We start from the raw sequence: 22261 nt of genomic DNA, 5'->3' as shown, positions 1-22261 counted from the left end.
AGCTACTTATGGGTTTTCTCGCTGGGAAGCGTGTCCTGATCGTCGGTGTCGCCAGCAAACTGTCGATCGCCTCCGGCATTGCCGCCGCCATGCACCGTGAAGGCGCCGAGCTGGCCTTCACGTATCAGAACGAAAAACTCAAGGGCCGGGTCGAGGAGTTCGCCGCCGGCTGGGGCTCCAGCGCCGAGCTGTGCTTTCCCTGCGATGTGGCCAGCGACGAACAGATCGCCCAGGTCTTCACCGAACTGGGCAAGAAATGGGACGGCCTGGACTGCATCGTCCATTCCGTGGGCTTCGCCCCGGGCGATCAACTCGAAGGCGACTTCACCGACGTCACCACCCGCGAAGGCTTTCGCATTGCCCACGACATCAGCGCCTACAGCTTCGTGGCCCTGGCCAAGGCCGGTCGCGAGCTGATGAAGGGCCGCAACGGCAGTCTGCTGACCCTGTCCTACCTGGGTGCCGAGCGCACCATGCCCAACTACAACGTGATGGGTATGGCCAAGGCCTCGCTGGAAGCCGGCGTGCGCTACCTGGCCGGTTCCCTGGGCCCGGAAGGCACTCGGGTCAACGCCGTCTCCGCCGGCCCGATCCGCACCCTGGCCGCCTCGGGGATCAAGAACTTCCGCAAGATGCTGGCGGCCAACGAAGCCCAGACACCCCTGCGGCGCAACGTCACCATCGAGGAAGTCGGCAACGCTGGCGCTTTCCTCTGCTCGGACCTGGCCTCGGGCATCAGCGGCGAGATCATGTACGTGGACGGCGGTTTCAACACCACCGCCATGGGCAACCTCGACGAGTGATTGCTGGCTGCGGCGAGGGGGCTTGCGCACTCGCCACCCTGCCCCCTCCCGCTCATTGGAAAGGCCGAACATGAAGCTGTGCTATCTGTTGCTCGTACTTTTTCTAGCCGGCTGCGACCACACTCAAGATAAAGCCCCGAATAAAACCCAGAGCAGCGTCGCACGCCTGCACATCCCCTTGGGCACACCGGTTGCCGAGTTCCTGGAAAAGAGCCCGGTGAGCTTTACCGCCGACTGCCTGGATGCGGTCAACCTATGTTGGTACGAGGCGGATCGTCAGGGAGCACTCCTTGACCTGAGCCTGGCCCAGCCCGAGGGCACGCTTGAACTGGATCAGGTGGCCGGGCTGCTGATTGCCGTTGATGGCAATACCTCAAACACCATCCAGGCATTGAACATCGACCTTCGCGGGCTGCCGGACAACAGCACTCACAAGGCCAACAAGGCGCTTGTCTATAACCTTCTCAGGACGTTGAAGAACGCTGGATGGCAAAAATACTACTTCCCTTCCGACCCCCGAATAGCCGCTGGCGAGTTGCACAAGCTGGACTGGAAGGAAAGCCTCCTGGGTACCCAGCCACTCAGCCACCCGCTGTTCGATGCCAACCATGAGATGAGCCTTGAGCAGTGGCTGGACAACAACATGTTCTATGACTGGTATCTCTATCACGGCAACTACATTGCGCATGTCCGAGCCCTGCGCTACGACTCGAAAAGCGCCCCCCTGCAAAGCGCTGTCTACTTGATAAGCCTGAACCTGATGTCCCTGGACACGTTCTGGACCCGCGACTTTGCAGAGGCACAAAGAGCCCAATGGAGAACCCTGTTCCCTGCGCATTTGAAAGAACGGCTGCAACGTCGCTCAGAAGTTGAAAGCCGAGCCAGGGCGGCCGGGGTCGACATCGAGGAAAGCTATAGCCCACCGCTGATGGAGCGCGGCCAATAGCGCCCTGCCACTGACGCCCTTCCCTGCCCCGCGTCACCGAACAGGGCTTGGCGGCAGCAACCCTCAGCGAGCCCGCTTGCCAGCCTGCTTGTGCAGGTACATGGCCTTGTCGGCGTCCGCCAGCAACGCCTCGATGTCAGGATGGCGTCCGGCGTCGTATTCGATCTGGCCGACGCTGAAGCGGATGTCGTAGCCACGTTTCAGGGTGGCGTTGCGTTCATTGAGGAGCTCACCGAGGCGCGCCATGATCGCCGAAGTCTCGACGTGATCGGCAGCGCTCAGCAGCGCCACGAACTCATCGCCGCCCAGGCGGCCAATCACATCGCTCTCGCGAAAGGCGATGCGCAGCACATCGGCAAAGGTCTTCAATGCCCCGTCGCCTTCGGCATGGCCGAAGCTGTCGTTGATGTGCTTGAACTCGTTGAGGTCGAAAAACAGCAGGGTCGCCGGCTTCTTCAAGCGCTTGCAGACCCCGAGGGCGTGCCGGGCCAGGGCTTCGAAGCCGCGGCGATTGGACAGCAGGGTCATCTCATCCATGCTGGCCATCTGTACCGCTGCCAGCTCCTGCTCGGCCATGCGCGCCAGGTCCCGCAGCAAGGCGCGCTCCTCGTCGTCCAGGTCCCGGGGCTTGACGTCGATCAGGCACAGAGTGCCCAGCTTGCTGCCATTGGGCACGGTCAATGGGCAACCGGCATAGAAACGAATTCCCGGCTCGCCGACGACCAGCGGGTTGTCATGGAAACGCTCGTCCAGCTCGGCGTCGCAGACGGTGAGAATCTGGTCACCGAGAATGGCGTGGCCGCAGAAGGAAATATCCCGCGAAGTCTCGGTGGCGCTCAGCCCCACACAGGACTTGAACCATTGCCGGTCGCTATCCACCAGGCTGACCAGGGCGATCGGCACATTGAACAGGCGCTTGGCCAGCCGGGTCAGGCGGTCGAAGCGCTCTTGCGGCGAAGTATCGAGGACATTCAGCTCGCGCAGGGTCTGAATTCGCAGGGCCTCATTGTTGGGTTTGCTTGGGTACAACATCGCTGACTCCATTTGCGGCTAAGACCGCAAGCGTAGTCCAGTTTGACCACCGCCTTACTGGTAACGATGTGGCTCGATGTCGCTACTTGATGCGTGTCAACGCCGTGGCGTCAGCAGAATCCGCGCATATCCGCCAACGAACAGGGCAAACGCCAGCGCCCCCAGCACCGCCGAGCCCCCTAACCCCAAACTGCTGAACGGCACCAGCAGCACCCGACACACCGCCGCCAGGAACAGCAAGGCGAAAGCACCAGCCATGGCCCCGGTCACCTGCAGCGGCCGCCCGCTGTGGCCAAGACTGACCCGGGCGATCATTCCCAGCACCAGCCCGCCCAGGCCGCCCACCGCCAGGGCATGGGTCACCAGGCTCTGCGGCACGGCCCAGCCCAGGTGCCAGAGCGCCATGCCCAGGGTCGCCAGGGCCAGCCACAGGTAGGCCAGGTACAGCGACCAGAGCAGCGGCACGCGCCACAGCCGCGGCTGGTGCCAGCGCCACAGGCGCCAGCCATGCAGGCCCGCCAGCACGGCAAACACCAGCGCCAGCCAGCCGTGCGGGGCCTCGCCGCCGCCCAGGGCCATGGACAGTGCAACCAGCAGGCTGCCCACCAGCAGCACCCGGGTCGGCCAGGGCGATGCCGGCGCCGCCGGCGGCAGTTGCAAGCCGCGCTGGATGAAGAAGCCGATCACCCGCCCGCCGATCACCGTCATCAAGGTCGCCACCAGCCACAAGGCGCCCAGTTCGCCACGCCGCTGCCAGCTGTCCTGGTGCTCCAGCAGGCCCCACAGGGTCAGGCCCTGAAACAGCGCCAGCAGCCCCAGCACCACGACCATGGGGTAATTCTCGCGCTTGCCGGCGCACCACAGCTCGCGCCCGATGACGGCCACCAGCAGCGGTATGAAGGCCAACTGCACGCCGAGGAACAGCGGGACCGGCAGCGGCAGCCACCAGGCCAGGCGCCCCGCCAGCCAAACCAGCCACAGCAACAGCAGCGGGGTGCGGCTCAGGCCCGGGCGGCCGGTCCAGTTGGCCACCGCCGTGAGCAGGAATCCGGCAATGATCGCCACCGCGAAGCCAAAGAGCATTTCGTGACGGTGCCATGCCAGCATCCCGGCCACCGGTTGCAGGCCACTCAGGGCGCCGTGCAGCCACAGCCCCCAGCCCAGCAGGGCCAGGCAGGCAAAGGCGGCACCCGCCAGGAAAAACGGCCGGAAGCCCAGGCTCCACAATGGCTGTGCGGCCCATTGCCGCCAACGTTCAGGCAAAGACACAGGCCGCCCTCCCCGAAATCAGGACAGACAGTGGCCAATTGCAGTAGCGGATCATCGTGGGGCTCCTCGGCCAATCAGTGGCGATATGCCCCATCCCCATCACGATTCATGCCAGCGCCAGATCTGCCGCAAACCGCGGCCCTGCGCCTTGAACAGTCTTTTTGACAACGAGCAAAAAAGGTCATTAAGACGACAATAAAGTCAATATGACCGCAAACCCCAAGCTGCGTTTTGCCAGCTGCAGTTGTTGCTGGGCGTCGAGAAACAGTGCCTGCGGATCGCTCCCCAGTGGCAGGGTCAAGCGTTGCCACGCCCGGATCGCCCGGCCTTCAGGTCGCCCCCTTGACGCCGCCGCTCAGTCTTCGCTGGCCGCCAGGGCACTGCGCGCTCGCTGGCTGACAAAACCGGGAATCTGCTCCCCGGGCAAGGACTTGCTGAAGTACCAGCCCTGGATGATCAACTCCGAACTGGACTGCAAGAAATCCAGCTGCTCACCGGTCTCCACCCCTTCGACCACCACCTGGAGCTTGAGGGTTTCGCAAAAACGCAGCAGACCGTTGAGCACCTGGGCACCCTTGGGCTCGCGCTGGGCCAGGACGAAGCTGCGGTCGATCTTGATCCCGTCCACCGGAAACTGATGCAGGTAGCTCAAGGCCGAGAAGCCGGTGCCGAAGTCGTCGATATAGACCCGCGCGCCCAGGGCATGCAATTTACCGATCCATTGCTGGGTCAGCAGCGCATCCCCCACCAGGGCGTCCTCGGTGATCTCCACCGACACCTGGCCATGGGCCCGGGCCAGAATCTCCAGCAGGCGCCGGCCATGCTCCGCCGAGGCCAGGGTGGCGCTGGAGATATTGATGGTGATGGGCAACTCGAACCCGATCTTGCTCCAGGCCAGGTGCTGGCGCACCGCCTGGGACGCCACCCAGAAATCCACCTCGGGCATCAGCCCGGCCTGCCCCAGCCATTGCAGCAGCTCCCAGGGCGACTTCACCTGCCCCTGGGCATCCCGGGCACGGATCAGCGCCTCGCACCCCGTACACAGACCACTGCCCTTGGCCACCTGGGGCTGATACTCCAGGTGGAAGTCGTAGCCGCTCAACTGCTGGATCCGCGCCAGTTGCAAGGACTGCTGGGCCGCCTGTTTGTAGGCCGCCACCATCGGGTCCAGCTCCAACAGCCGGCCCCGCTCCTCAAGGCCATGGAAAGTGGCGTCGAAGGCCTTCAGGTACACCTGCTCGCTGCCTTCGCCCTGGCGCTGGATGCTGCGCACATAAGGCGTGTAGATCAACGTACCGACGCCCAGCAGCACCAGTTGCAGGAGCACCGCGCCCCAATCGCCCTGGGTACTCAGGTAGGCATTGAGCAGCACCGGTGAGGTAAAGGGCACACTGACCAGCGCCGGGCTCACCCAGCCCTGCTGCACCACCAGCAGTGCCAGGCAGGCATTGACCATGGGCACCAGCATGAACGGCACCAGCAAGCGCGGGTTGAGAATGATCGGCAGGCCGAACAGCAGCAGTTCGTTGACGTTGAACAGCGACAGCGCCAGGCTCGCCAGCGCCAGCAGGCGCATGGAACGGCTCTTGGAAAAACCGAGGATCGCCAGCACCAGGGCCAGGGAGCCGCCGGAGCCGCCAATAAAGGCGAAACAGCCCAGCAAGCCACTGTTGAGGGCATAGCGCAGGGGCTGTCCGGCAGCGTGATCGGCGGCATTGAGGGCCACCGCCTGATCCATCACCTCCATCAACGGCTGCATGGCGTAGGTGCCGTGAATGCCGAAGAACCACAGCAGGGAGTTGGTCGTGGTCAAAAGGATCGCGTTGAAGTAGGGATAGTCCAGGCTGTCGATGTCGATCGGGCCTTGCACGTAGGCAAAGTCGTGGACCTGCAACAGCGACTGCAGCACCGCCACCAGCGCCAGGGACGTCAGCACCCCAGGCAGCACCATATTGATGGTGCCCTTGAGGTTGTGCCCCACCAGCCCCTCGTCCACCAGCCGTGTCCAGCGTCGGCGATGCAGCCAGGCCATGACCGGGACATTGACCAGAGGCGAGGCAATGGCAATGAACAGCACGAACGTCGCCGACGCCAGCGGATAGTCCCGCAGCAGGTAGATGGCGATCACCACATGGGACAGACAGAGAAAGGCCACCGGCAGTTGGGGCAAGCGGTACTGGATCGCCAGCATGTAGCCGATGGACGCCGCCACCAGTAAGGGGATGATCGAACTGATGCGCTTGTGCAGCCCGGCCAGCAAGTCCACCAGGGTACTGGGAGCCCCCAGGGCCTGGGCGCATTGGGCCAGTATCAGGAATACCGCCGAAACCAGCAGACAGGGCAACAGCCAGAGCAGCCCCTCACGTATCGAACGCAAGGACTCGGCGCCCGCCAGGAGCGCCAGGCGGTGGGTGAAAAACAGCTTGAACCTCGGTTGCCGCATCAACCTCTCCCCTCTGCCACTGCATGCCCGCCCCCGCAGACGGCCCCGTCACAGCCTGGCAAGCGGGTTGCACAGCCCAGCCGTGAAAATCGGATGCAAGCGACGATACCACTGAAGAAACCCCTGCCAGCAAGCATTGAATACAGGGGGCCTGAGTGTTTTATCGCCTCCCGGGCGCCAGACTTGATGTCTTTTTCCAAGGTTCGGGCCTGATCGGCAGCCGCACAACGGCGAATCGATATCATTTGCAGGGCATTCGGGCTTTTGCTTTAATCGCGATCAATTCCCATTTACAGCCCAGCCTGTCACCGGACCACGCCCTTGCCCTCGACGCCACCCGCCAGCCCCGCTGTGGTCCACCACCTCTACGACGCCCATCACCGCTGGCTCTACGAGTTGCTGCGGCGGCGCCTGAACCATGCCTGGGATGCCGCCGACCTGGCCCACGAGATCTTCGTCCGTGTGCTCAAGCGTCCACCCCAGCTCGATGGCGAGGTCCAGCAACGTTCCTATCTGGCCACCATTGCCCGAGGCCTGTGCATCGATCACTGGCGCCGCCGGCAACTGGAACAGGCGTGGCTCCAGGCCCTGGCGGCGCGGCCCCAGGCGGTGCAACCGTCCCCGGAGCAACGGGCGATCATCGTCGAGACCCTGCACGAAGTGGACGCCATGCTCGGCCGCCTGCCCCAGCGGGTACGCGAGGCCTTTATCCTGGCGCAACTGCACGGGCGCCCCTACAGAGAGATTGCCATCGAGCTGGGCGTCTGCGAGCGCATGGTGAAGAAATACCTGGCCCAGGCCCTGGTGCATTGCGCACTGCTGGAGGCCGAACTCGATGGCCTGCTGGTGGAGTAGAACGCCATGAGCGAACACACCAGCAACCGGTTGAGCCACGCCAGCCTGCAACAGGCCGCCCATTGGTACGTGCAACTCCAGGACGAAGCCGTCAGCGACGAGCAGCGTCGTCACTGGCAGGCCTGGTTCGAGCAGACCCCGGAACACCGCCAGGCCTGGGGTTATGTGCAGCGGGTCAGCCAGCGCCTGCTGCCGTTGCAGGACGCCGCAGCCCAGCAAGCCGCCGGCCAGGCCTTGCGCGGTGACCGGCGCCCGGCGCTGGCACGGCGCCAGGTGCTCGGCGGCCTGTTGTTGATCGGCCTGGGCTGGGGCACCTGGCGCGGTACAGCGCTGCCCCAGGCACTGGGCCGTTGGCGGGCGGACTTCGCCACCGGCACCGGGGAAGTGCGCGATGCCCGCCTCAGCGATGGCACTCACCTCTGGCTCAATGCCCTGAGTGCGCTGGATGTGCGCTACAGCGCCCTGGAGCGGCTGTTGCTGCTGCACCAGGGAGAAATCCTCATCGACACCGCCAAGGACCCGCAGCGCCCCTTCCTGGTGGACACCGAACATGGACGGCTGCAGGCCCTGGGCACTCGCTTCAGCGTGCGCCGGGACGGGCAACGTACCCTGCTCAATGTCTACGCCGGAGCCGTGCAAGTACGCAACGCCGAAGGGGGCCAGGTGCAGGTGGTCAACGCCGGCCAGCAACTGGCCTTCGACGCCCGCGCACTGGGCCCGCTGCTGGGCGCCAGTGCGGCCCGCGAGGCCTGGAGCCGCGGCCTGTTGCTGGCCGACAACCTGCCGCTGGAGCACTTGCTCGATGAGTTGGGACGCTATCGTCCGGGACACCTGGGCTGTGACCCGGCCATTGGCCGCCTGCCGGTGATGGGGGCCTTTCCCCTGCACGACTCCGACCAGGCCCTGGCGCTGCTGGAGGCTGCCCTGCCGGTGCGCGTCAAGCGTCTGGCCTCCTGGTGGGTGACCCTTGAACCCAGGGCCTGAACACGCGGTGAATTTTTTTCAGGTTGCGGTTCCCTTTTGTCTTTCTGGTTCGGTTAACCCGGTAACAGCTCTCACATTACCGATCCACAAGGGAACCTCATGCCAACCCCCAGCCGTCCCCGCCTGCGCCTGCCCCTGCGTCCCCTGACCCTGTGCAGCGCCCTTCTGTGCCTGCCCGCGCCCTGGGCCCAGGCCGCCGAAAACCCCACCAGCCAACAAGCGGACAGCCAGCGCCAGACCTACAACATCGGCCCCGGCCCGCTGGTCACCGTGCTCAATCGCTTCGCCGAACAGAGCACAGTCTTTGTCGCCGGCCACAATGACCTCGCCGCCGGCAAGCAGAGTCCCGGTCTGCGGGGCCGCTACAGCGTCGAGCAAGCCCTGCAACAGCTGCTGCAAGGCAGCGGCCTGCAAGCCCAGGCCGTCAGGGGCGGCTATGTGCTGCAAGCTCTCCCGGCCCACAGCGGCCCGCTGCAACTGGGCACCACCCAGGTCTCGGCGCAGGGCCTGGGCGCCGTCACCGAGGACAGCCACCTCTACACCACCGGCGCCAGCGCCTCGGCCACCGGCCTCAACCTGTCGCTGCGGGAAACCCCGCAATCGGTGACCGTGATCACCCGCCAGCAGATGGACGACCAGGGCACCAGCAGCATTGCCGACACCCTGCGCCGAGCCCCCGGGGTCAGCGTGCAGAACTACGACAGCGAGCGCTGGGAGTTCTCCAGCCGCGGCATGCCCATCACCAACTTCCAGTACGACGGCGTCAACACCACCTACGACGGGGTCTACGACTACGGCACCACCAGCACCGACATGGCGACCTTCGACCGGGTGGAGATCATCAAGGGCGCCACCGGCCTGATGACCGGCTCCGGCGACCCGTCGGCCACCGTCAACCTGATCCGCAAACGCCCGACCCGTGAGTTCAAGGCCTCGGTCACCGGCACCGTCGGCTCCTGGGACAACTACCGCAGTGAAGGCGATATCTCAGGCCCGCTGACCGAAAGCGGCAACCTGCGCGGGCGTTTTGTCGGGGTCTATCAGGACCGCAGCTCGTACCTGGATCACTACCAGAACACCAAGGACATCGCCTACGGCATTCTCGAAGCCGACCTGACCCCGGACACCTTGCTGACGGTGGGCCTGGACCAGCAGAACACCCGCTCCCGGGGCGCCACCTGGACCGGCTTCCCGATGTACTTCAGCGACGGTTCGCGCACCCGCTTCTCGCGCTCGTTCAACCCGGCCACCGACTGGAGCCGCCGCGACTTCAACAACCAGACCCTGTTCACTTCCCTGGAACAGCAACTGGCCCATGACTGGACCCTGAAGGTCAGCTACGACCGCCTGCGCCGCCAGCACGACACCCTGTTGGGCTCCGCCAGCGGCGGCAATCCGAACCCGACCACCGGCGACGGCATGTTCATGTACATGGGCAAGTTCAAGGGCGAGCAGATTCAGGACAACCTGGACATCAACCTGCATGGGCCCTTCAGCCTGTTCGGCCGCGAGCACGAGCTGATCGCCGGTTTCATGCTGATGAACGCCAAACAGGACATCCCGGTCCACGGCTCGGTGTACCCGCCAGTGGGCGGCAGCATTTACCAGTGGCGCGGCGAGTTCGCCAAGCCGGACATCCCGAAGATCGGCGACAACGACATCCTCCAGCGCCAGACCGGCGCCTACCTGGCCACCCGGCTCAAGCCCACCGACGAGCTGGCGGTGATCCTCGGCACCCGGGTCAGCGACTTCAAGGGCATCGATAACACCCACTACATCGATCCAACCAGGGCCGACGTACGCCTGCGCTATCAGCAAACCGGTGTGGTCACCCCCTATGCCGGGCTGATCTATGACCTGAATGACACCTACTCGGTCTACACCAGCTACACCAACATCTACCAGCCGCAGATGAGCAAGGACGTCAGCGGCAAACTGCTCGACCCGGTGGAAGGCGACAGCTACGAGGCGGGGATCAAGGCCGAGTACCTGGACGGCCGGGTCAATGCCAGCTTCGCAGTGTTCCGCATCGAGCAGGACAACGTCGCGCAACTGGTCAGCGGCTGGAGCACCGAGGGCATCTACAAGCCGATCGAGGGTTCCACCACCAAAGGCTTCGAGGTCGAGGTGGCCGGCGAGCTGCGCGAAGGCTGGAACCTGTCCGCCGGCTACAGCTACAACCACACCCGCGACGCCAACAACGACTATGTCTACGGCTCGGTCCTGCAAACCACCGCGCCACAACAGGTGGCCCGGCTGTTCACCACGTATCGCCTGTCCGGGGCCTGGGAGCGCCTGACGCTAGGGGGCGGGGTCAACTGGCAGAGCGATTTCTTCGGCAAGGTGTTCCAGCCCGATCCCAACGATCCGGTCAATGGCGGACACGATTCACGCATCACCCAAGACAGCTACTACCTGGTGGATGCCATGGCCCGCTACCAGTTCAACTCGCACCTGAGCTCGACCCTGAATGTGAAGAACCTGTTCGACAAGCAGTACTACACGGGCCTGGGCAACTTCGGCACCGGTTTCTACGGTGAACCCCGCAGCCTGCAACTGACCACCCGCTGGGACTTCTGAGGCCGCGCCCGGCAGCCGATCTGTGGTGCCCGCCCCTGTGCCGGGTTGACTACGTTCCAGCGTGATCAACCCGCAGAGGACCGGCACCATGCAGCGCATTCAAACCATCACCCCCTGCCTGTGGTTCGACTACAAGGCGCAGATGATGTGCGCCCCCGACCCAAGCCGCTCGCAACGGGTGATGCAGGCCCTGCTGGGGATGAAAAAAATCGATATCGACCAACTGCAACGGGCCTTTGACGGCAAGAGCTAATACACTCGCGTCAGCTCCCGCTGATGGAACCTTCAGGATGAAACCTGCCCTGCCCCCCGACCAGGCGCCGCAGTTCTGGCGCGATCCGGCCTTGCCGTTCATCGAGGCCCGCGCCATCGCCGATGGCCGCAAGGTCTGCTACAGCCGCCACGCCCATGAACAGTTCTCCATCGGCAGTATCACCGCCGGCCAGAGCACCTACCTCAGCGGGCAATCCCGCTGGCGGGTCAGCGCCGGCACCGTGGTGCTGATGAACCCCGGGGTGGTGCATGCCTGCAACCCCATCGACGACCAGCCCTGGTCCTATCGCATGCTGTACGTCGATACACCCTGGCTCACCGCCCTGCAGCACGAACTGGGCTTCAGCCCGGAGCTGGACTTTCGTCCCTTCAGCACGACCCACAGCCAGGACCCCCAGCTCTTCGCCGAATTTGAGCAGTTGTACCGGACCCTGGTGGACCCCGACGCCGAGCCCCTGCACAAGCACAGCTGCGCGGTGATCTTCTTCAGCGACTTGCAGCAACGCCTGAACCCCGCCGAGCAGCCGCCACGGGTCAGTAATGAAAAGCTGCTGCAAGCGGCGCAGTACATCCGTCAGCACTGCACCGAAACGCTGGGACTGGACGATATCTGCCGGGTCGCCGAGCTTTCCCCGTCCTACCTGATCCGCGCCTTCAAGCAGCAATTCGGCATGCCGCCCCACGCCTTCCTGGTCAACCAGCGGGTGCAGTTTGCCCAGGCTCGCCTGCGCAGCGGCGCGCCCATCGCCGAGGTGGCACTGGAGGCCGGCTTTGCCGATCAGGCGCATTTCCAGCGGGCCTTCAAACAGCATCTGGCGGCCACTCCCGGTCAATACCGCGGCCAACGCTAGACCCACAGATAGGCCGCACTGACAGCCAGCAACGCGGCCATGCAGCGGTTGAACAGACGCATCTGCGCCGGGTTGCTCAGGTAGTGCCGCAAGCAACTGCCGGCATAGGCCCAGCAGGCAATCGACAGGTAGCAGATCAGCAAATACAACCCGGCGAACAACCACACCAGGCCCACGTCCCCGTCGGCGGCAAAAGCGCCCATCCCGGCCACGCAGGCCAGCCAGGCCTTGGGATTGAGCCACTGCATCAGCGCGCCGTACCAGGCCGACGGCGCCCGGGCCGCAGCGTCGGCATCCAGGCGACCATCGTCCCGGGCCAGCTTCCAGGCCATGTACAACAGGAAGGCCACGCCGAACAGGCGAATGCCCTGGGTCAGCAGCGGCCACTGGCGCAGCAGTTCGTGCAACCCCAGGCCAATCAGCACCAGCAACAGGACAAACCCCAGGGTGGCCCCGGCCACGTGGCGCAAACTGGCCCTGAAGCCGAACCGTGCGCCACTGCCCAGGGCCACGATGTTCACCGGCCCCGGGGTGATAGAAGCGGCCAGGGCAAAGGCCGCCATGGAAAACACTACGCTCATTGCTTGCCTCTCTTGTCTTGGTCGGAACAACTGCGGGACAAGTTAGGCCAAGGCACCCAGCCGGTATTGAAGAAAATTGCCCTCAGGCTCTGCTAGTGCTGCAAATGATTCAGCGCGCAGTACTGCTCCCACTCCATGTCCACCATCTCGGCGATTTCCCGATGCGCGTGGAGGGTCATCTGGCTCAGTTCCTGGGGCGTTCGAGCAACGAACGACAGGGCCAACTCCCAGGTGCCGATGCCACGCAGCTGGGCTTCTTCGTCAAACAGGAGACCGGCCTGCTGGAGCTGCCAATCGCTCAAGTCCCCGGGCTGCCAGCAGTGGCCCGAGGGCCGCCCGAGCCCCAGCCGGGCAACGAGCTCCGGACGTTCAGAGAGGTACAGCATCAAGGCTTGCTGATAACTGAGCTCAGACATTTGCGTGGCTCTCACTTCAATCAAGTAATCAATGTCGGGCATTGACGCTCTGCCCCTGACCTTCGTCTCAAAACTGTTCGGACAGAGCCTAACTTTTAACAGGTTGATGCCATACAACTGCAACTAATTAAAACGAAATAATAATAGTTCCAGACGATTCTGCCCTGACAACTGAGTACGGCTGTTTACCGTTTCCATCACTCTGGACATACGAACCCCCTGCCCTGATCAACTTGATCAATTGGCGATTAACAAAAGTTTCTGATTGCCGTTGGCGATCAATTGTTGAAACGGGTCACCAAGGCATTAAGTTCATGAGCGGTAGTTTCCAGATCACCGCCTACTGAAGAGGAGTGCACGGCGATGTCGGCGTTCTGGTCCGAGACCCGGGCAATATTGGTGATCTGCTCGGATATTTCCTCGGCCACATGGGCTTGCTGCTCAGACGCGGCGGCCATTTGCTGACTCATCTGGTGAATGCGCTCCACCGCCGAGTTGATGCCATTCAGGGCTTCCTGGGTACTGATCACCTGGGCCACCCCGGAACGCGCCTCGATGCTGCCCTGGCGGGCCACCTCCACTGCCTGGCTGGCTACTTCCTGCAAGGTGATGATGATGCGCTGGATGCTCTGGGTGGACTCCCGGGTCTTGGAGGCCAGGGCCCGCACCTCGTCGGCCACCACCGCAAAACCACGGCCCTGCTCGCCGGCACGGGCTGCCTCGATCGCCGCATTGAGGGCCAGCAGATTGGTCTGTTCCGCAATGGAACGGATCATGTTCGCCGCCTGCTGGATGGACTGGGTTTCCTCGGCCAGGCCTTCCACAGAATGGCTGACCGCATCCACGGTGTCCGCCAGCTTCTCGATCACCACCCGGGTTTTCTGGGCTTCCTGGGAACCTACCTGGGTCAGGTTGTTGACCTGATCGGCGGCCGAGGCGGTGTCGTGGATATGCACCGAGACTTCGGAAATCGACGAGGCCATCTGGTTCATGGCTGTGGCGGCCATGTCCGCTTCATCGCGCTGTTTGCCCAGGGCCGTTTCCGCCTGCTTGGACAGGCTCTGGCTGGTAGAGGCCAGGGACGCCGCCTGATTGGCGTAGTCGCCAAGCCGGCTGAGGGCGGTGCGGATTTTCGCCGATTCGCTGATCAGGATCATCTGCAACTGTGCGACCGGGCCGTGTTCGTCGGTGTAGGTGCGCGCGATCAGCTCGCTGTCGAAGCTGCCCAGGGACACCGAACTGATGCGTTGCAACATCTGCCGCGCGCGATAGAAGGCATAACCCTGGACCGCGAAATAACCGGGAACCGCCGCCCCCAGCGCAGCCCAGGGGCCACCCAGCCAGTAGGCCCCGGCCGTGGCCGCCAGGGCCAGCAGCGGCGGCAAGGCAAAGCCGCAAACGCTGGCCACCCGGTAGCTCCAGGGCAAGGCCAGGTTGTCGCTGCGCATGCGTTGATACAGGGCGCTGGCGCGCTCTACCTGTTCACGTTCGGGCTTGACCCGCACCGACTCGTAGCCGGCGATCACGCCCTTGCTGAAAATGGGCGTGACATAGGCGTTGACCCAGTAGTGATCGCCGTTGTTGCTGCGATTCTTGACGATGCCCATCCAGCTCTTGCCGTCCTTGAGGTAGGACCACATGTGCGCGAACACCGCTTCGGGCATGTCCGGATGGCGCACGATATTGTGCGGGCTGCCGATCAGCTCTTCCCGACTGAAACCACTGACCGCGACAAACTCGTCATTGCAGTAAGTGATCTTGCCGTGAACATCAGTGGCGGAAATCAGCCGCTGTTCCGCAGGAAACACCAGCTCGCGCTGGGTCACAGGAAGATTGTTTCTCATTCTGAAATGCCTCGCAGGAAAGTATTCAATTGCCATTCACTATCAAACAACAACTTCCGCATCCTGCGATGACCTGAAGACTTCCTCTGCTTGCCCGCAGAACTTTCCAGAGCCAAGTCAATTATTGCAAATGGCCACTATCGATCCAGTCGACTTAAGTCTAGGTTCGAGCATTGATCAGAGTGCGAAAAATTCATCACGCCACCCCACTTGAACGCGCCGAATTAAAGACTTTTGTGATGTACATCAATATTCGCCCCAAACATAGGAAGCTAACTTTCTAATTATTGAGAAGCATTATTTCCAAAATACCCAGTGCCGCTGCAAACTCCATCTTCCGCCTATGAAAAACAAACTCGTCGAAACCTCCACGCGCGCATTGATCAGTGGCAGATTCCCTTTAACCACCGCCCATTTTTCACCACCACCCGTTGCGCCTCGGACCGATCGGGGCTGGAGTCGCCCTTGATGGACCATCTTGAACTGCGCCCGGCCGCTCGCGACGACTGGCCCTGCCTGGAAAACCTCATGCAGTTCTATCTCTATGAGCTCAGTCAGTGGCTGCCACTCAAATTCGCCGCCCAGGGGCTGTACGCCATCCAGGCCCTGGACGACTACTGGCGCCACCCGGCCACCCATCCCTGGCTGATCCTGGTGGCGGGGGAACTGACCGGCTTTGCCGTCGTCGACCAGCAACGCTGCGACAGCGATGCGCGATACAACCTCGGCTACCTGTTCATCGCTCGACGGCTGCGCCGCCTGGGCGTCGGCCGGCAGGTGACGCAACAACTGTTCGAGCACTACAAGGGGCCCTGGCAGGTGATGCACTTCAGCGCCAACCTGCCCGCCCGGGATTTCTGGCAGGCCATGCTGCCGGGGCAAACCCCGACACCGATCATCGCCCAGGGCTATCCCGCCAGCCTGTACCGTTGGCCAGGCTGACGCCGCAGCGGCGGCAAGCGGTTCGTTGCGCAGGCTGGGCCCTGCTCGCGGCTTCAACCAGCGCGCCCTGACGACAATGGAAAAGTCCGGGGTGATCACCTACCTTCTCCGGGGCCACCCGCACAGGCCTGACCACCACCTGCCACCTGGCGCTCCATCTCATCTGAAGCAAAGAGCCTCGTCCATGTTGTCGTCCATCACCCGCACCACACGCCTGCTGTTACGTCCACCGACCCTGGACGACCTACCGCAGGCCTGCGCCATCCACGGCGACCCGCAGACCCACCGCTTCAACCCCTGCGGCCCCGACAGCGCCGAAGCCACCAGCGACCGGCTGCACAGCTGGATTGCCCATTGGCAGCAGTACGGCTTTGGCTACTGGGCAATCGCCCGGCTGGACGCACCGCAACAGATCATCGGCTTTGGCGGACTCATGCGGGCGCACTTCGGGCAGGAGGCCGGGCTGAACCTGTACTTTCGCTTCACCCCCGAAGCCTGGGGCCAGGGTTTCGCCAACGAGATGGCCCAGGCGGCCCTGCAACTGGCCTTCGGCGAACTGCTGGCGCCCCGGGTCACCGGCCTGGTGCGGCCCGACAACCTGCCGTCGAGGCGGGCCCTGGAACGCCTGGGGATGACGCTGGACGGCGAGCTGGAGGACTTTCCCGGGCAGCCACCGAGCCTGCTCTACCGGCTCAACGCCCAGGATCACCGGATGACCCGCAGCGGGTGATATGCCGCTGCGCTGAATATTTTTTCTCGGCGCTGCATCCAGATACGTCGCTCAGGGGTAGTACCCATAGCAGTCCTGAAAACTGCCGAACCGATCCCCAATGGAGAGCCACCATGCACGCCAAACAACGTCTTCTCTGCCTCAGCGCAACCTTGACCATCGCCTGCCTGGGCGCCCTGCCTGTGGCCCAGGCGCAGAGCGCATTGCCCGACAGCATCAAGGTGCCGGAGGGCCACAAAGTTGCCCTGGAAACCGTGGGCACCGGTGAAATCACCTACGAGTGCCGGGACAAGGCCAATGCACCGGGCGAGACCGAATGGGTCTTCGTCGGCCCCAAGGCGGTGCTCAGCGATCGCAGCGGCAAGGTGCTGGGTGACTACTTCGGCCCACCAGCCACCTGGCAGGCCAAGGACGGTTCGAAGATCACCGGGACCCAGGTCGCCGTGGCGCCGTCCAGCGCCGGCAACCTGCCCTATCAGCTGGTCAAGGCTAATCCGGCCGAAGGCAAGGGGCTGATGAGCGGCGTCAGTTACATTCAGCGAGTGGCCCTCAAGGGTGGCGTGGCCCCCAGCAGCGCGTGCACCGCTGCTAACAAGGGCACCCGTGAAACAGTGAAGTACCAGGCGGACTACATCTTCTGGGCGGCCCGCTGATTCGCCACCCAAGATGCAAGGCCAGGCATTGGCAACTGGTCTACGCTGCTGACAGCCACTGCACCGCTTGGGTGGCGGTGGCTGTCATCTGTCGCAGGTAAATGCCCTTGTCTCTACCCGAACCCCTGTTTGACCACGCAGGCTGCATCGCCGCTTGTGCCCGAGGTGAGCGCCAGGCTCTGGAAGCCCTTTATCACGAGGAAGGGCCGCGTTTGCTCGGCGTCGCCAAACGCCTGGTACGCGACACGGCCCTGGCCGAAGACATCCTGCACGACGCCTTTATCCGAATCTGGCAAGGCGCAAGCAGTTTCGACCCCGAACGGGGCAGTGCCCGCGGCTGGATGTTCAGCATCACCCGGCATCTGGCGCTGAATTTCCTGCGCCGCCATGGCCGTGAGGTGCCTATTGAAGAACCTTATGCAGACCACCTGGACACCCTTGACGGGCTGGCCATGAACACAGAGGCGATCACCGTGCTGGCTGATGCCGGACGTCTTCAGCATTGCCTGGGGCAACTGCCCTCACAGCGCCGCGAGTGTCTCCTGCTGGCCTATCTGGACGGCTATTCACACATGGAGATTGCCGCCAGAGCGACCACCCCGCTGGGGACGGTCAAAGCCTGGATCAAGCGCAGTCTCAGTGCTTTACGGGAGTGCCTGGGATGAATATCGGTCAACGGGACGACAGCGATCCCACGCTCCAGGCCCTGGCCAGTGAATATGTCCTGGGCACCCTGGACGCCGAACAACGTCGCCTGCTCGAACAGCGCCTGCCCCATGACCCCGCCCTGCGTAGCGCCGTGCAAAGCTGGGAACAGCGCCTGCATCCCCTCACCGCTTTGGCCGCTCCCGTCACGCCGTCGCCCTGGCTTTGGCGGCGTATAGAACGCAGCCTGGAGCAACTGGCTGAACCTGACCCGGTCTCGGCCGCAAGTAGCGCCAGGCGCTTCAACCCTCTGGCGTTGTGGCGCGGATTGGCCGCTGCCGGCCTGGCCGCCAGTGTCCTGTTGGCCAGCCTGCTGATGCTGCGCCCCGATGCCCCTCCCAGTTACCTGGTGGTGCTGGTAGCCCCTCAGGACAAATCACCCGGCTGGGTGGTGCAAGCCAATGACACCCGGGAGTTGCAGTTGATTCCACTGGGCAGCATCGAGGTTCCGGCGGACAAGGCCCTGGAGTTCTGGACCAAGGCCGACGACTGGAAGGGCCCGGTGTCTCTTGGGCTGGTCAAGCCCGGCCAGCCGTTGCGTGTGCCGCTTGATCACCTGCCACCCCTGCAAACCAATCAATTGTTCGAACTGACCCTGGAAGATCGCCAAGGCTCGGCGGTTGGCAGGCCTACCGGCCCCGTGCAGTTCATCGGCCGCGCCGTCAAGACCCTGTGACCCGCGCAGAACCCGCCTTGACCCGGCGTGGCAGCAGCCAATCAACCGAGCCCTGTTCGAGGATTGACAAACCCCGCGCCGGCTTTTAAAACTGTGCGCCTGATTTCAGAGTCTGCCCCAGCCATGTCCCAAGCCCTTACCCTCGATTCTCGCGCCATTGGCCTGCTGGCCAAGGCCGGAGCCTGGGTGGCTTGCAACTCTAAATCGAAGAAACAGTCGCTCATGTGACCGGGGCGCTGTGTCCCGTCAGATGAGCTGACAGGACATCAAGCGCTACGGACACCCGCCCCCTGCTTAACGCCCTTCTACTCTTCTGACGACGACCCGACGGTCAACCATCAGGAGAACACGCATGTCATCGTTTCAAGGAATCTGGGTCCCCATCGTCACGCCCTTTCACAATGGCGCCATCGACTTTGCCGCCCTGCGGCGCCTGAGCGCCCATCTGCTGGAAAGCGGCGTGGCCGGGCTGGTGGTCTGCGGCACCACCGGCGAAGCCGCGGCCCTGGACAAGGACGAACAACTGGCGGTACTCGACGCCGTGCTCGAACAGGCCCCTGCCGGGCGAGTCATCATGGGCCTGGCAGGCAACAACCTGAAATCGCTGCTGAGCCTGCAAACGGAAATCCTCAAGCGCCCGGTGGCGGCCCTGCTGGTGCCTGCGCCCTATTACATCCGCCCCTCCCAGGCGGCCCTGGAAAGCTTCTTCCACAGCGTCGCCGATGCCTCCAGCGTGCCGCTGATCGTCTACGACATTCCCTATCGCACCGGGGTCAACCTGGACAAGGACACCCTGCTCAACATCGTGCGTCATCCGCGGATTGCAGCGGTCAAGGACTGTGGCGGCAACCTGGACAAGACCCTGGCGCTGCTGGCCAGTGGCGCGGTAGAGGTGTTGTGCGGTGAAGACCTGCAACTGTTCAGCGCCCTGTGCCTGGGGGCCAGCGGAGCCATCGCGGCTGCGGCGCACATTCGTCCGGAGTTGTTCGTGCAGTTGCAGCGCCAGGTGCGGGACCAGCAGCTGGATGCGGCGCGGACCACCTTCCGGCAACTGGTGCCGCTGATTCAGGCGCTGTTCGCCGAACCCAACCCGGCCCCCGTGAAAGCCTTGCTGGCCCATCAGGGGCTGATCGAGCCACACCTGCGGGCACCGATGCAGGATTGCAGCGCCGCCACCGCCGTACACCTGCAAAACCTGTTGGCCGACCTGCCCTGAAGGGCTTGTCCTACGGAGCATCGGAATTGACGTGCCTGTGGCCCGTAGGAGCTGGCGTGCCAGCGAAAGCGTCCTCAAGCCCGGTGCAAAGTTCGAGGACCTCTTCGCCGGCAAGCCGGCTCCTACAGAAGTGGGGGCACGACAGTCTCGATGCCCCGTCGGCGCCGATCAGCGCGGCGCGCGGACGCTTTCAGCGGATCGGCGGGATACGGATCTGGCCGGCGCGGCACTGGTTTTTCACGCCTTTGCCGCACGCGCCAAAGTCCAGGTCCTTGGTCAGGCAGACCCGGACTTCGGAAAGCTCGGGGCCGCTGCAGAGAATGGCGATGCCGTTTTCGGCGATCCCCGGGTTGCTCTGGCGAAACTGCTGGGCAATCTGCGTGGCTTCAAAGTAACGCACCGCGGTCGAAGGCTGCAGCGCTTGCGGTATCTGCACCGTCGCCAGGGCCTTGTCCGTCGCATCCAGGTAACCCATGCCCCCCAGGCCACTGCAGGTGCCGTGCTTGGTCCATTCGTGGTTCATCAGTTTGGCGGTGGGAAACAGGGTCAGTCCCTTGGCCCGCTCATCCTGCGTCAGCGGGGTCAAGGGTGGGCAGGACTGGGGCCAGCCGCCCTTGGCGTATTGCGGCCACAGACCGTGGAGGACAAACCCATAGCCCTTGCCCGAGCACTGTTCGTTCTCCGGATGCATCAGGCAAAAGGTCGGTGACCAGGACAAAGCCAGCAGGTAGTAGTCAAAAGCTCCCGCCACCGACTCGCGCTGCTGTTTGGGCTGACGTGCGTCGCTGATGCCCACCATCCCCAGGGTCAGCACCAGGGCTGCCATCAGGGCAAAAAACTTTCTCATCGTTACCTCTCCTAGGGATATCGGATTGTCCTGGCCACGCCATCGGGGTGCAGCTGCAGGCACACAGCTTCACTTTCTTGGCATGCCGGGGTTGCAGGAACATGACATTCGCCGCGCCGTGCCCCGGCAAAGCCGGTCACGCCGAGCGAGCGTCGGCCGAGGCGCCAGCGGGACACTGCGCCAGGGCCTGGGGCGGCGCGCGGTGCGAAAGATGACGGAACAACCGGGCACAGATCAAGAGCGGCGATCAGTGCCCGATGTCCAGAGACGGCCCTGGGGCTTCAGGCACGCTGACAAAAATGCTGTAGTGCCCCCCTTCCATGGCTTCAAAAGCAATCAGCTTCTGGACCAGCGGCTCGCTGATCACCTTGCCGGCATTGAGCAGCAGCATGCCGTTGTCGGCATTGAGGTTGCGCCGCAGGACCATCCCCGCCTGCAGATCACGGGTGCCCAGCACCCGGACCGTCGGATCATCGACGGTCACGTCATTGAGGTAGGCAGCACAGACCCGAACAAAGCCTTCCACCATGTTCGGGTCATACAGACGGCCGGCGTACTTGCGAATGAACAGCAAAGCCTCGTCGCTGTTCATCCGCCGCTCCAAAATCAACCCGCACTGCAACTCGATGAAGTCCACCACCAGCTTCAGCAGCCGGGCGCCCCAGGGAATCGCCTCGCCCCGCAGATGCTGGGGAAAGCCGCTGCCATCCCAGCGTTCCTGATGATGGAGGATCAGCCGCGCTGCATCCTGCATCGGCTCCAGCGTCATCAGCAGCGACTCGCTCTGGGAGGGATAGGCCCGATAGCGCTCCTGATCGGCGTGCCGCAACAGCTCCGCCGGAGCGGCCAGCATGGCATCGCTCCAGCTCAGCTTGCCGATGTTGTACAAGGCGGCGGCCATGGTCAGGTCACGGCTGGCGGTTTCGTCCAGGCCATAGCTTGCACAACAGGCGCGCACCAGTTCGATGATCTTGCGGTTGGTCTGCTTGTCCGCCGGCAGGCGCAGGTTGGCCAGCAGCGAGAACACCTCAGTGCCGGTCACATAGCTGTGCTTGAGCTCTTCATAGGCCAGGTCCAGCATGTCGGCGGTCTGTTGCAGCTCGGCGGTCCGGGACGCCACGCGCTTTTCCAGTTCGGCGTTGCTCACCTTGAGCTGGCGGTTCTGCTCCAGCACCAGTTGCTGCAGGCGCTTGAGCTCGCGCTCGGCGTGCTGGTATTCCAGGGTCTGGCGCAGGATCAGCAGCAGCTCTTCGTCGTTCCAGGGTTTGCTCAGGTACTGGTGGATCTGCCCTTCGTTGACGGCCTTGACGATGGTGCTCAGGTCGGCGTAGCCGGTGAGCAGAATCCTGCGGGTGGCCGGGTAGCCCTCGCGCACCCGGGCCAGCAGGGTGGCGCCGTCCATGTCGGGCATGCGCGCATCGCTCATCACCAGGTCAACCGGACGCTGGGCCAGGATTTCCAGGGCCCTGGCACCGCTGTCGGCCAGCAGCACTTCATAGGGCTGGCTGCGTAGCAGGCGCCGCAGGCTGTTGAGGATCGATTCTTCGTCATCCACCAGCAACAGGCTTGGACGCTGTCCTGGTTCGGTGGGCTGCAACTCTTCCATGGTGGGTCC

General features: G+C 63.7%; 21 protein-coding genes and 1 pseudogene. 13 read left to right on the top strand and 9 right to left on the bottom strand.

Annotation, left to right across the window (positions count from 1 at the left end; genetic code table 11):
• Positions 1 to 8 precede the first annotated feature (8 nt).
• Positions 9 to 803, top strand: a complete 795-nt coding sequence (gene fabI / locus PFZ56_RS19560; RefSeq protein ID WP_170002463.1) for an enoyl-ACP reductase FabI — start codon at positions 9 to 11, stop codon at positions 801 to 803.
• A 70-nt stretch (positions 804 to 873) separates the two neighbouring features.
• A complete protein-coding gene (locus tag PFZ56_RS19555) occupies positions 874 to 1749 on the top strand; it encodes a hypothetical protein (RefSeq protein ID WP_170002465.1) in 876 nt (291 codons plus the stop codon).
• Positions 1750 to 1812: 63 nt separating this feature from the next.
• On the opposite strand, the gene PFZ56_RS19550 is transcribed toward PFZ56_RS19555, so the two are convergent.
• The 3 genes from PFZ56_RS19550 to PFZ56_RS19540 all read right to left on the bottom strand — a co-directional run bounded on the left by PFZ56_RS19550 (position 1813) and on the right by PFZ56_RS19540 (position 6493).
• On the bottom strand, positions 1813 to 2781 hold the full coding sequence (locus PFZ56_RS19550; protein WP_110595561.1) for a diguanylate cyclase: 969 nt from the start codon (positions 2779 to 2781) through the stop codon (positions 1813 to 1815).
• 96 nt (positions 2782 to 2877) lie between these two features.
• Positions 2878 to 4050 (bottom strand): NnrS family protein, encoded by a 1173-nt coding sequence (locus tag PFZ56_RS19545; RefSeq protein ID WP_110595560.1) that lies wholly within the window; start codon positions 4048 to 4050, stop codon positions 2878 to 2880.
• Between the two features lie 355 nt (positions 4051 to 4405).
• Positions 4406 to 6493 carry an EAL domain-containing protein gene (locus PFZ56_RS19540; protein ID WP_110595559.1) on the bottom strand — a complete coding sequence of 696 codons (2088 nt, stop codon included), beginning with the start codon at positions 6491 to 6493 and terminating at the stop codon, positions 4406 to 4408.
• Positions 6494 to 6814: 321 nt separating this feature from the next.
• Between PFZ56_RS19540 and PFZ56_RS19535 the strand changes: the two genes are divergently transcribed.
• The 5 genes from PFZ56_RS19535 (at position 6815) to PFZ56_RS19515 (ending at position 12036) form a co-directional block, all read left to right on the top strand.
• The gene (locus tag PFZ56_RS19535; protein ID WP_102879636.1) at positions 6815 to 7348 is read left to right on the top strand and encodes a sigma-70 family RNA polymerase sigma factor; all 534 of its coding nucleotides are present in this window, start codon (positions 6815 to 6817) and stop codon (positions 7346 to 7348) included.
• A gap of 6 nt (positions 7349 to 7354) precedes the next feature.
• A complete protein-coding gene (locus tag PFZ56_RS19530; RefSeq protein WP_170002469.1) occupies positions 7355 to 8332 on the top strand; it encodes a FecR domain-containing protein in 978 nt (325 codons plus the stop codon).
• Between the two features lie 99 nt (positions 8333 to 8431).
• On the top strand, positions 8432 to 10912 hold the full coding sequence (locus PFZ56_RS19525) for a TonB-dependent receptor (RefSeq protein WP_170002471.1): 2481 nt from the start codon (positions 8432 to 8434) through the stop codon (positions 10910 to 10912).
• Between the two features lie 88 nt (positions 10913 to 11000).
• Positions 11001 to 11165: a hypothetical protein gene (locus PFZ56_RS19520; RefSeq protein ID WP_372342517.1), complete on the top strand. Its 165-nt coding sequence runs from the start codon at positions 11001 to 11003 to the stop codon at positions 11163 to 11165.
• Between the two features lie 37 nt (positions 11166 to 11202).
• Positions 11203 to 12036, top strand: coding sequence for an AraC family transcriptional regulator (locus PFZ56_RS19515; RefSeq protein ID WP_170002473.1), 834 nt, complete (start codon positions 11203 to 11205; stop codon positions 12034 to 12036).
• Here PFZ56_RS19515 and PFZ56_RS19510 read toward each other — a convergent pair.
• The 4 genes and pseudogenes from PFZ56_RS19510 to PFZ56_RS19495 form a co-directional block, all read right to left on the bottom strand.
• Complete coding sequence (locus PFZ56_RS19510) at positions 12033 to 12617, bottom strand: LysE family translocator (protein WP_102879640.1); 585 nt, start codon at positions 12615 to 12617, stop codon at positions 12033 to 12035. The two genes, PFZ56_RS19515 and PFZ56_RS19510, sit on opposite strands and share 4 nt — an antisense overlap.
• A gap of 92 nt (positions 12618 to 12709) precedes the next feature.
• Entirely contained in the window at positions 12710 to 13033 is a 324-nt protein-coding gene (locus PFZ56_RS19505; RefSeq protein WP_146232629.1) for a DUF6388 family protein, read from the bottom strand.
• A gap of 126 nt (positions 13034 to 13159) precedes the next feature.
• A pseudogene (locus PFZ56_RS19500) lies at positions 13160 to 13243 on the bottom strand (hypothetical protein); the annotation flags it as partial.
• A 68-nt stretch (positions 13244 to 13311) separates the two neighbouring features.
• Positions 13312 to 14877, bottom strand: a complete 1566-nt coding sequence (locus tag PFZ56_RS19495; RefSeq protein ID WP_110595553.1) for a PAS domain-containing methyl-accepting chemotaxis protein — start codon at positions 14875 to 14877, stop codon at positions 13312 to 13314.
• A gap of 468 nt (positions 14878 to 15345) precedes the next feature.
• On the opposite strand from PFZ56_RS19495, the gene PFZ56_RS19490 reads away from it, so the two are divergent.
• The 6 genes from PFZ56_RS19490 to dapA all read left to right on the top strand — a co-directional run bounded on the left by PFZ56_RS19490 (position 15346) and on the right by dapA (position 19799).
• Complete coding sequence (locus tag PFZ56_RS19490) at positions 15346 to 15819, top strand: GNAT family N-acetyltransferase (RefSeq protein WP_102864568.1); 474 nt, start codon at positions 15346 to 15348, stop codon at positions 15817 to 15819.
• A gap of 184 nt (positions 15820 to 16003) precedes the next feature.
• Complete coding sequence (locus tag PFZ56_RS19485) at positions 16004 to 16549, top strand: GNAT family N-acetyltransferase (protein WP_110595552.1); 546 nt, start codon at positions 16004 to 16006, stop codon at positions 16547 to 16549.
• A 113-nt stretch (positions 16550 to 16662) separates the two neighbouring features.
• On the top strand, positions 16663 to 17202 hold the full coding sequence (locus PFZ56_RS19480) for a DUF3455 domain-containing protein (protein WP_102864566.1): 540 nt from the start codon (positions 16663 to 16665) through the stop codon (positions 17200 to 17202).
• 107 nt (positions 17203 to 17309) lie between these two features.
• The gene (locus tag PFZ56_RS19475) at positions 17310 to 17867 is read left to right on the top strand and encodes a sigma-70 family RNA polymerase sigma factor (RefSeq protein ID WP_394304414.1); all 558 of its coding nucleotides are present in this window, start codon (positions 17310 to 17312) and stop codon (positions 17865 to 17867) included.
• Positions 17864 to 18583, top strand: coding sequence for an anti-sigma factor domain-containing protein (locus tag PFZ56_RS19470; RefSeq protein ID WP_102879647.1), 720 nt, complete (start codon positions 17864 to 17866; stop codon positions 18581 to 18583). Before PFZ56_RS19475 ends, PFZ56_RS19470 begins: the two co-directional genes overlap by 4 nt.
• A gap of 352 nt (positions 18584 to 18935) precedes the next feature.
• Positions 18936 to 19799 carry a 4-hydroxy-tetrahydrodipicolinate synthase gene (gene dapA, locus PFZ56_RS19465; RefSeq protein WP_110595549.1) on the top strand — a complete coding sequence of 288 codons (864 nt, stop codon included), beginning with the start codon at positions 18936 to 18938 and terminating at the stop codon, positions 19797 to 19799.
• A gap of 190 nt (positions 19800 to 19989) precedes the next feature.
• Here dapA and PFZ56_RS19460 read toward each other — a convergent pair whose 3' ends face one another.
• Together PFZ56_RS19460 and PFZ56_RS19455 are read right to left on the bottom strand one after the other, a co-directional pair.
• Positions 19990 to 20646 carry a ribonuclease T2 gene (locus PFZ56_RS19460; RefSeq protein ID WP_102879649.1) on the bottom strand — a complete coding sequence of 219 codons (657 nt, stop codon included), beginning with the start codon at positions 20644 to 20646 and terminating at the stop codon, positions 19990 to 19992.
• A 247-nt stretch (positions 20647 to 20893) separates the two neighbouring features.
• Complete coding sequence (locus PFZ56_RS19455; protein WP_102879650.1) at positions 20894 to 22252, bottom strand: HD domain-containing phosphohydrolase; 1359 nt, start codon at positions 22250 to 22252, stop codon at positions 20894 to 20896.
• Positions 22253 to 22261: the final 9 nt, after the last annotated feature.

The organism is Pseudomonas danubii (assembly GCF_042980055.1).
GTDB lineage: Bacteria > Pseudomonadota > Gammaproteobacteria > Pseudomonadales > Pseudomonadaceae > Aquipseudomonas > Aquipseudomonas danubii.
Note: the sequence above shows the minus strand (reverse complement) of the source record. Positions and strands in the feature narration are given on the sequence as shown.

What these genes read in the sequence shown, in the direction of transcription:
- PFZ56_RS19460 (WP_102879649.1), bottom strand. Translation starts at nt 20,646, where the DNA reads ATGAGAAAGTTTTTTGCCCTGATGGCAGCCCTGGTGCTGACCCTGGGG.
- PFZ56_RS19525 (WP_170002471.1), top strand. Translation starts at nt 8,432, where the DNA reads ATGCCAACCCCCAGCCGTCCCCGCCTGCGCCTGCCCCTGCGTCCCCTG.
- PFZ56_RS19550 (WP_110595561.1), bottom strand. Translation starts at nt 2,781, where the DNA reads ATGTTGTACCCAAGCAAACCCAACAATGAGGCCCTGCGAATTCAGACC.
- PFZ56_RS19495 (WP_110595553.1), bottom strand. Translation starts at nt 14,877, where the DNA reads ATGAGAAACAATCTTCCTGTGACCCAGCGCGAGCTGGTGTTTCCTGCG.
- PFZ56_RS19455 (WP_102879650.1), bottom strand. Translation starts at nt 22,252, where the DNA reads ATGGAAGAGTTGCAGCCCACCGAACCAGGACAGCGTCCAAGCCTGTTG.
- PFZ56_RS19485 (WP_110595552.1), top strand. Translation starts at nt 16,004, where the DNA reads ATGTTGTCGTCCATCACCCGCACCACACGCCTGCTGTTACGTCCACCG.
- PFZ56_RS19530 (WP_170002469.1), top strand. Translation starts at nt 7,355, where the DNA reads ATGAGCGAACACACCAGCAACCGGTTGAGCCACGCCAGCCTGCAACAG.
- PFZ56_RS19470 (WP_102879647.1), top strand. Translation starts at nt 17,864, where the DNA reads ATGAATATCGGTCAACGGGACGACAGCGATCCCACGCTCCAGGCCCTG.
- PFZ56_RS19505 (WP_146232629.1), bottom strand. Translation starts at nt 13,033, where the DNA reads ATGTCTGAGCTCAGTTATCAGCAAGCCTTGATGCTGTACCTCTCTGAA.
- fabI (WP_170002463.1), top strand. Translation starts at nt 9, where the DNA reads ATGGGTTTTCTCGCTGGGAAGCGTGTCCTGATCGTCGGTGTCGCCAGC.
- PFZ56_RS19490 (WP_102864568.1), top strand. Translation starts at nt 15,346, where the DNA reads ATGGACCATCTTGAACTGCGCCCGGCCGCTCGCGACGACTGGCCCTGC.
- PFZ56_RS19515 (WP_170002473.1), top strand. Translation starts at nt 11,203, where the DNA reads ATGAAACCTGCCCTGCCCCCCGACCAGGCGCCGCAGTTCTGGCGCGAT.
- PFZ56_RS19480 (WP_102864566.1), top strand. Translation starts at nt 16,663, where the DNA reads ATGCACGCCAAACAACGTCTTCTCTGCCTCAGCGCAACCTTGACCATC.
- PFZ56_RS19555 (WP_170002465.1), top strand. Translation starts at nt 874, where the DNA reads ATGAAGCTGTGCTATCTGTTGCTCGTACTTTTTCTAGCCGGCTGCGAC.
- PFZ56_RS19520 (WP_372342517.1), top strand. Translation starts at nt 11,001, where the DNA reads ATGCAGCGCATTCAAACCATCACCCCCTGCCTGTGGTTCGACTACAAG.
- PFZ56_RS19540 (WP_110595559.1), bottom strand. Translation starts at nt 6,493, where the DNA reads ATGCGGCAACCGAGGTTCAAGCTGTTTTTCACCCACCGCCTGGCGCTC.
- dapA (WP_110595549.1), top strand. Translation starts at nt 18,936, where the DNA reads ATGTCATCGTTTCAAGGAATCTGGGTCCCCATCGTCACGCCCTTTCAC.
- PFZ56_RS19510 (WP_102879640.1), bottom strand. Translation starts at nt 12,617, where the DNA reads ATGAGCGTAGTGTTTTCCATGGCGGCCTTTGCCCTGGCCGCTTCTATC.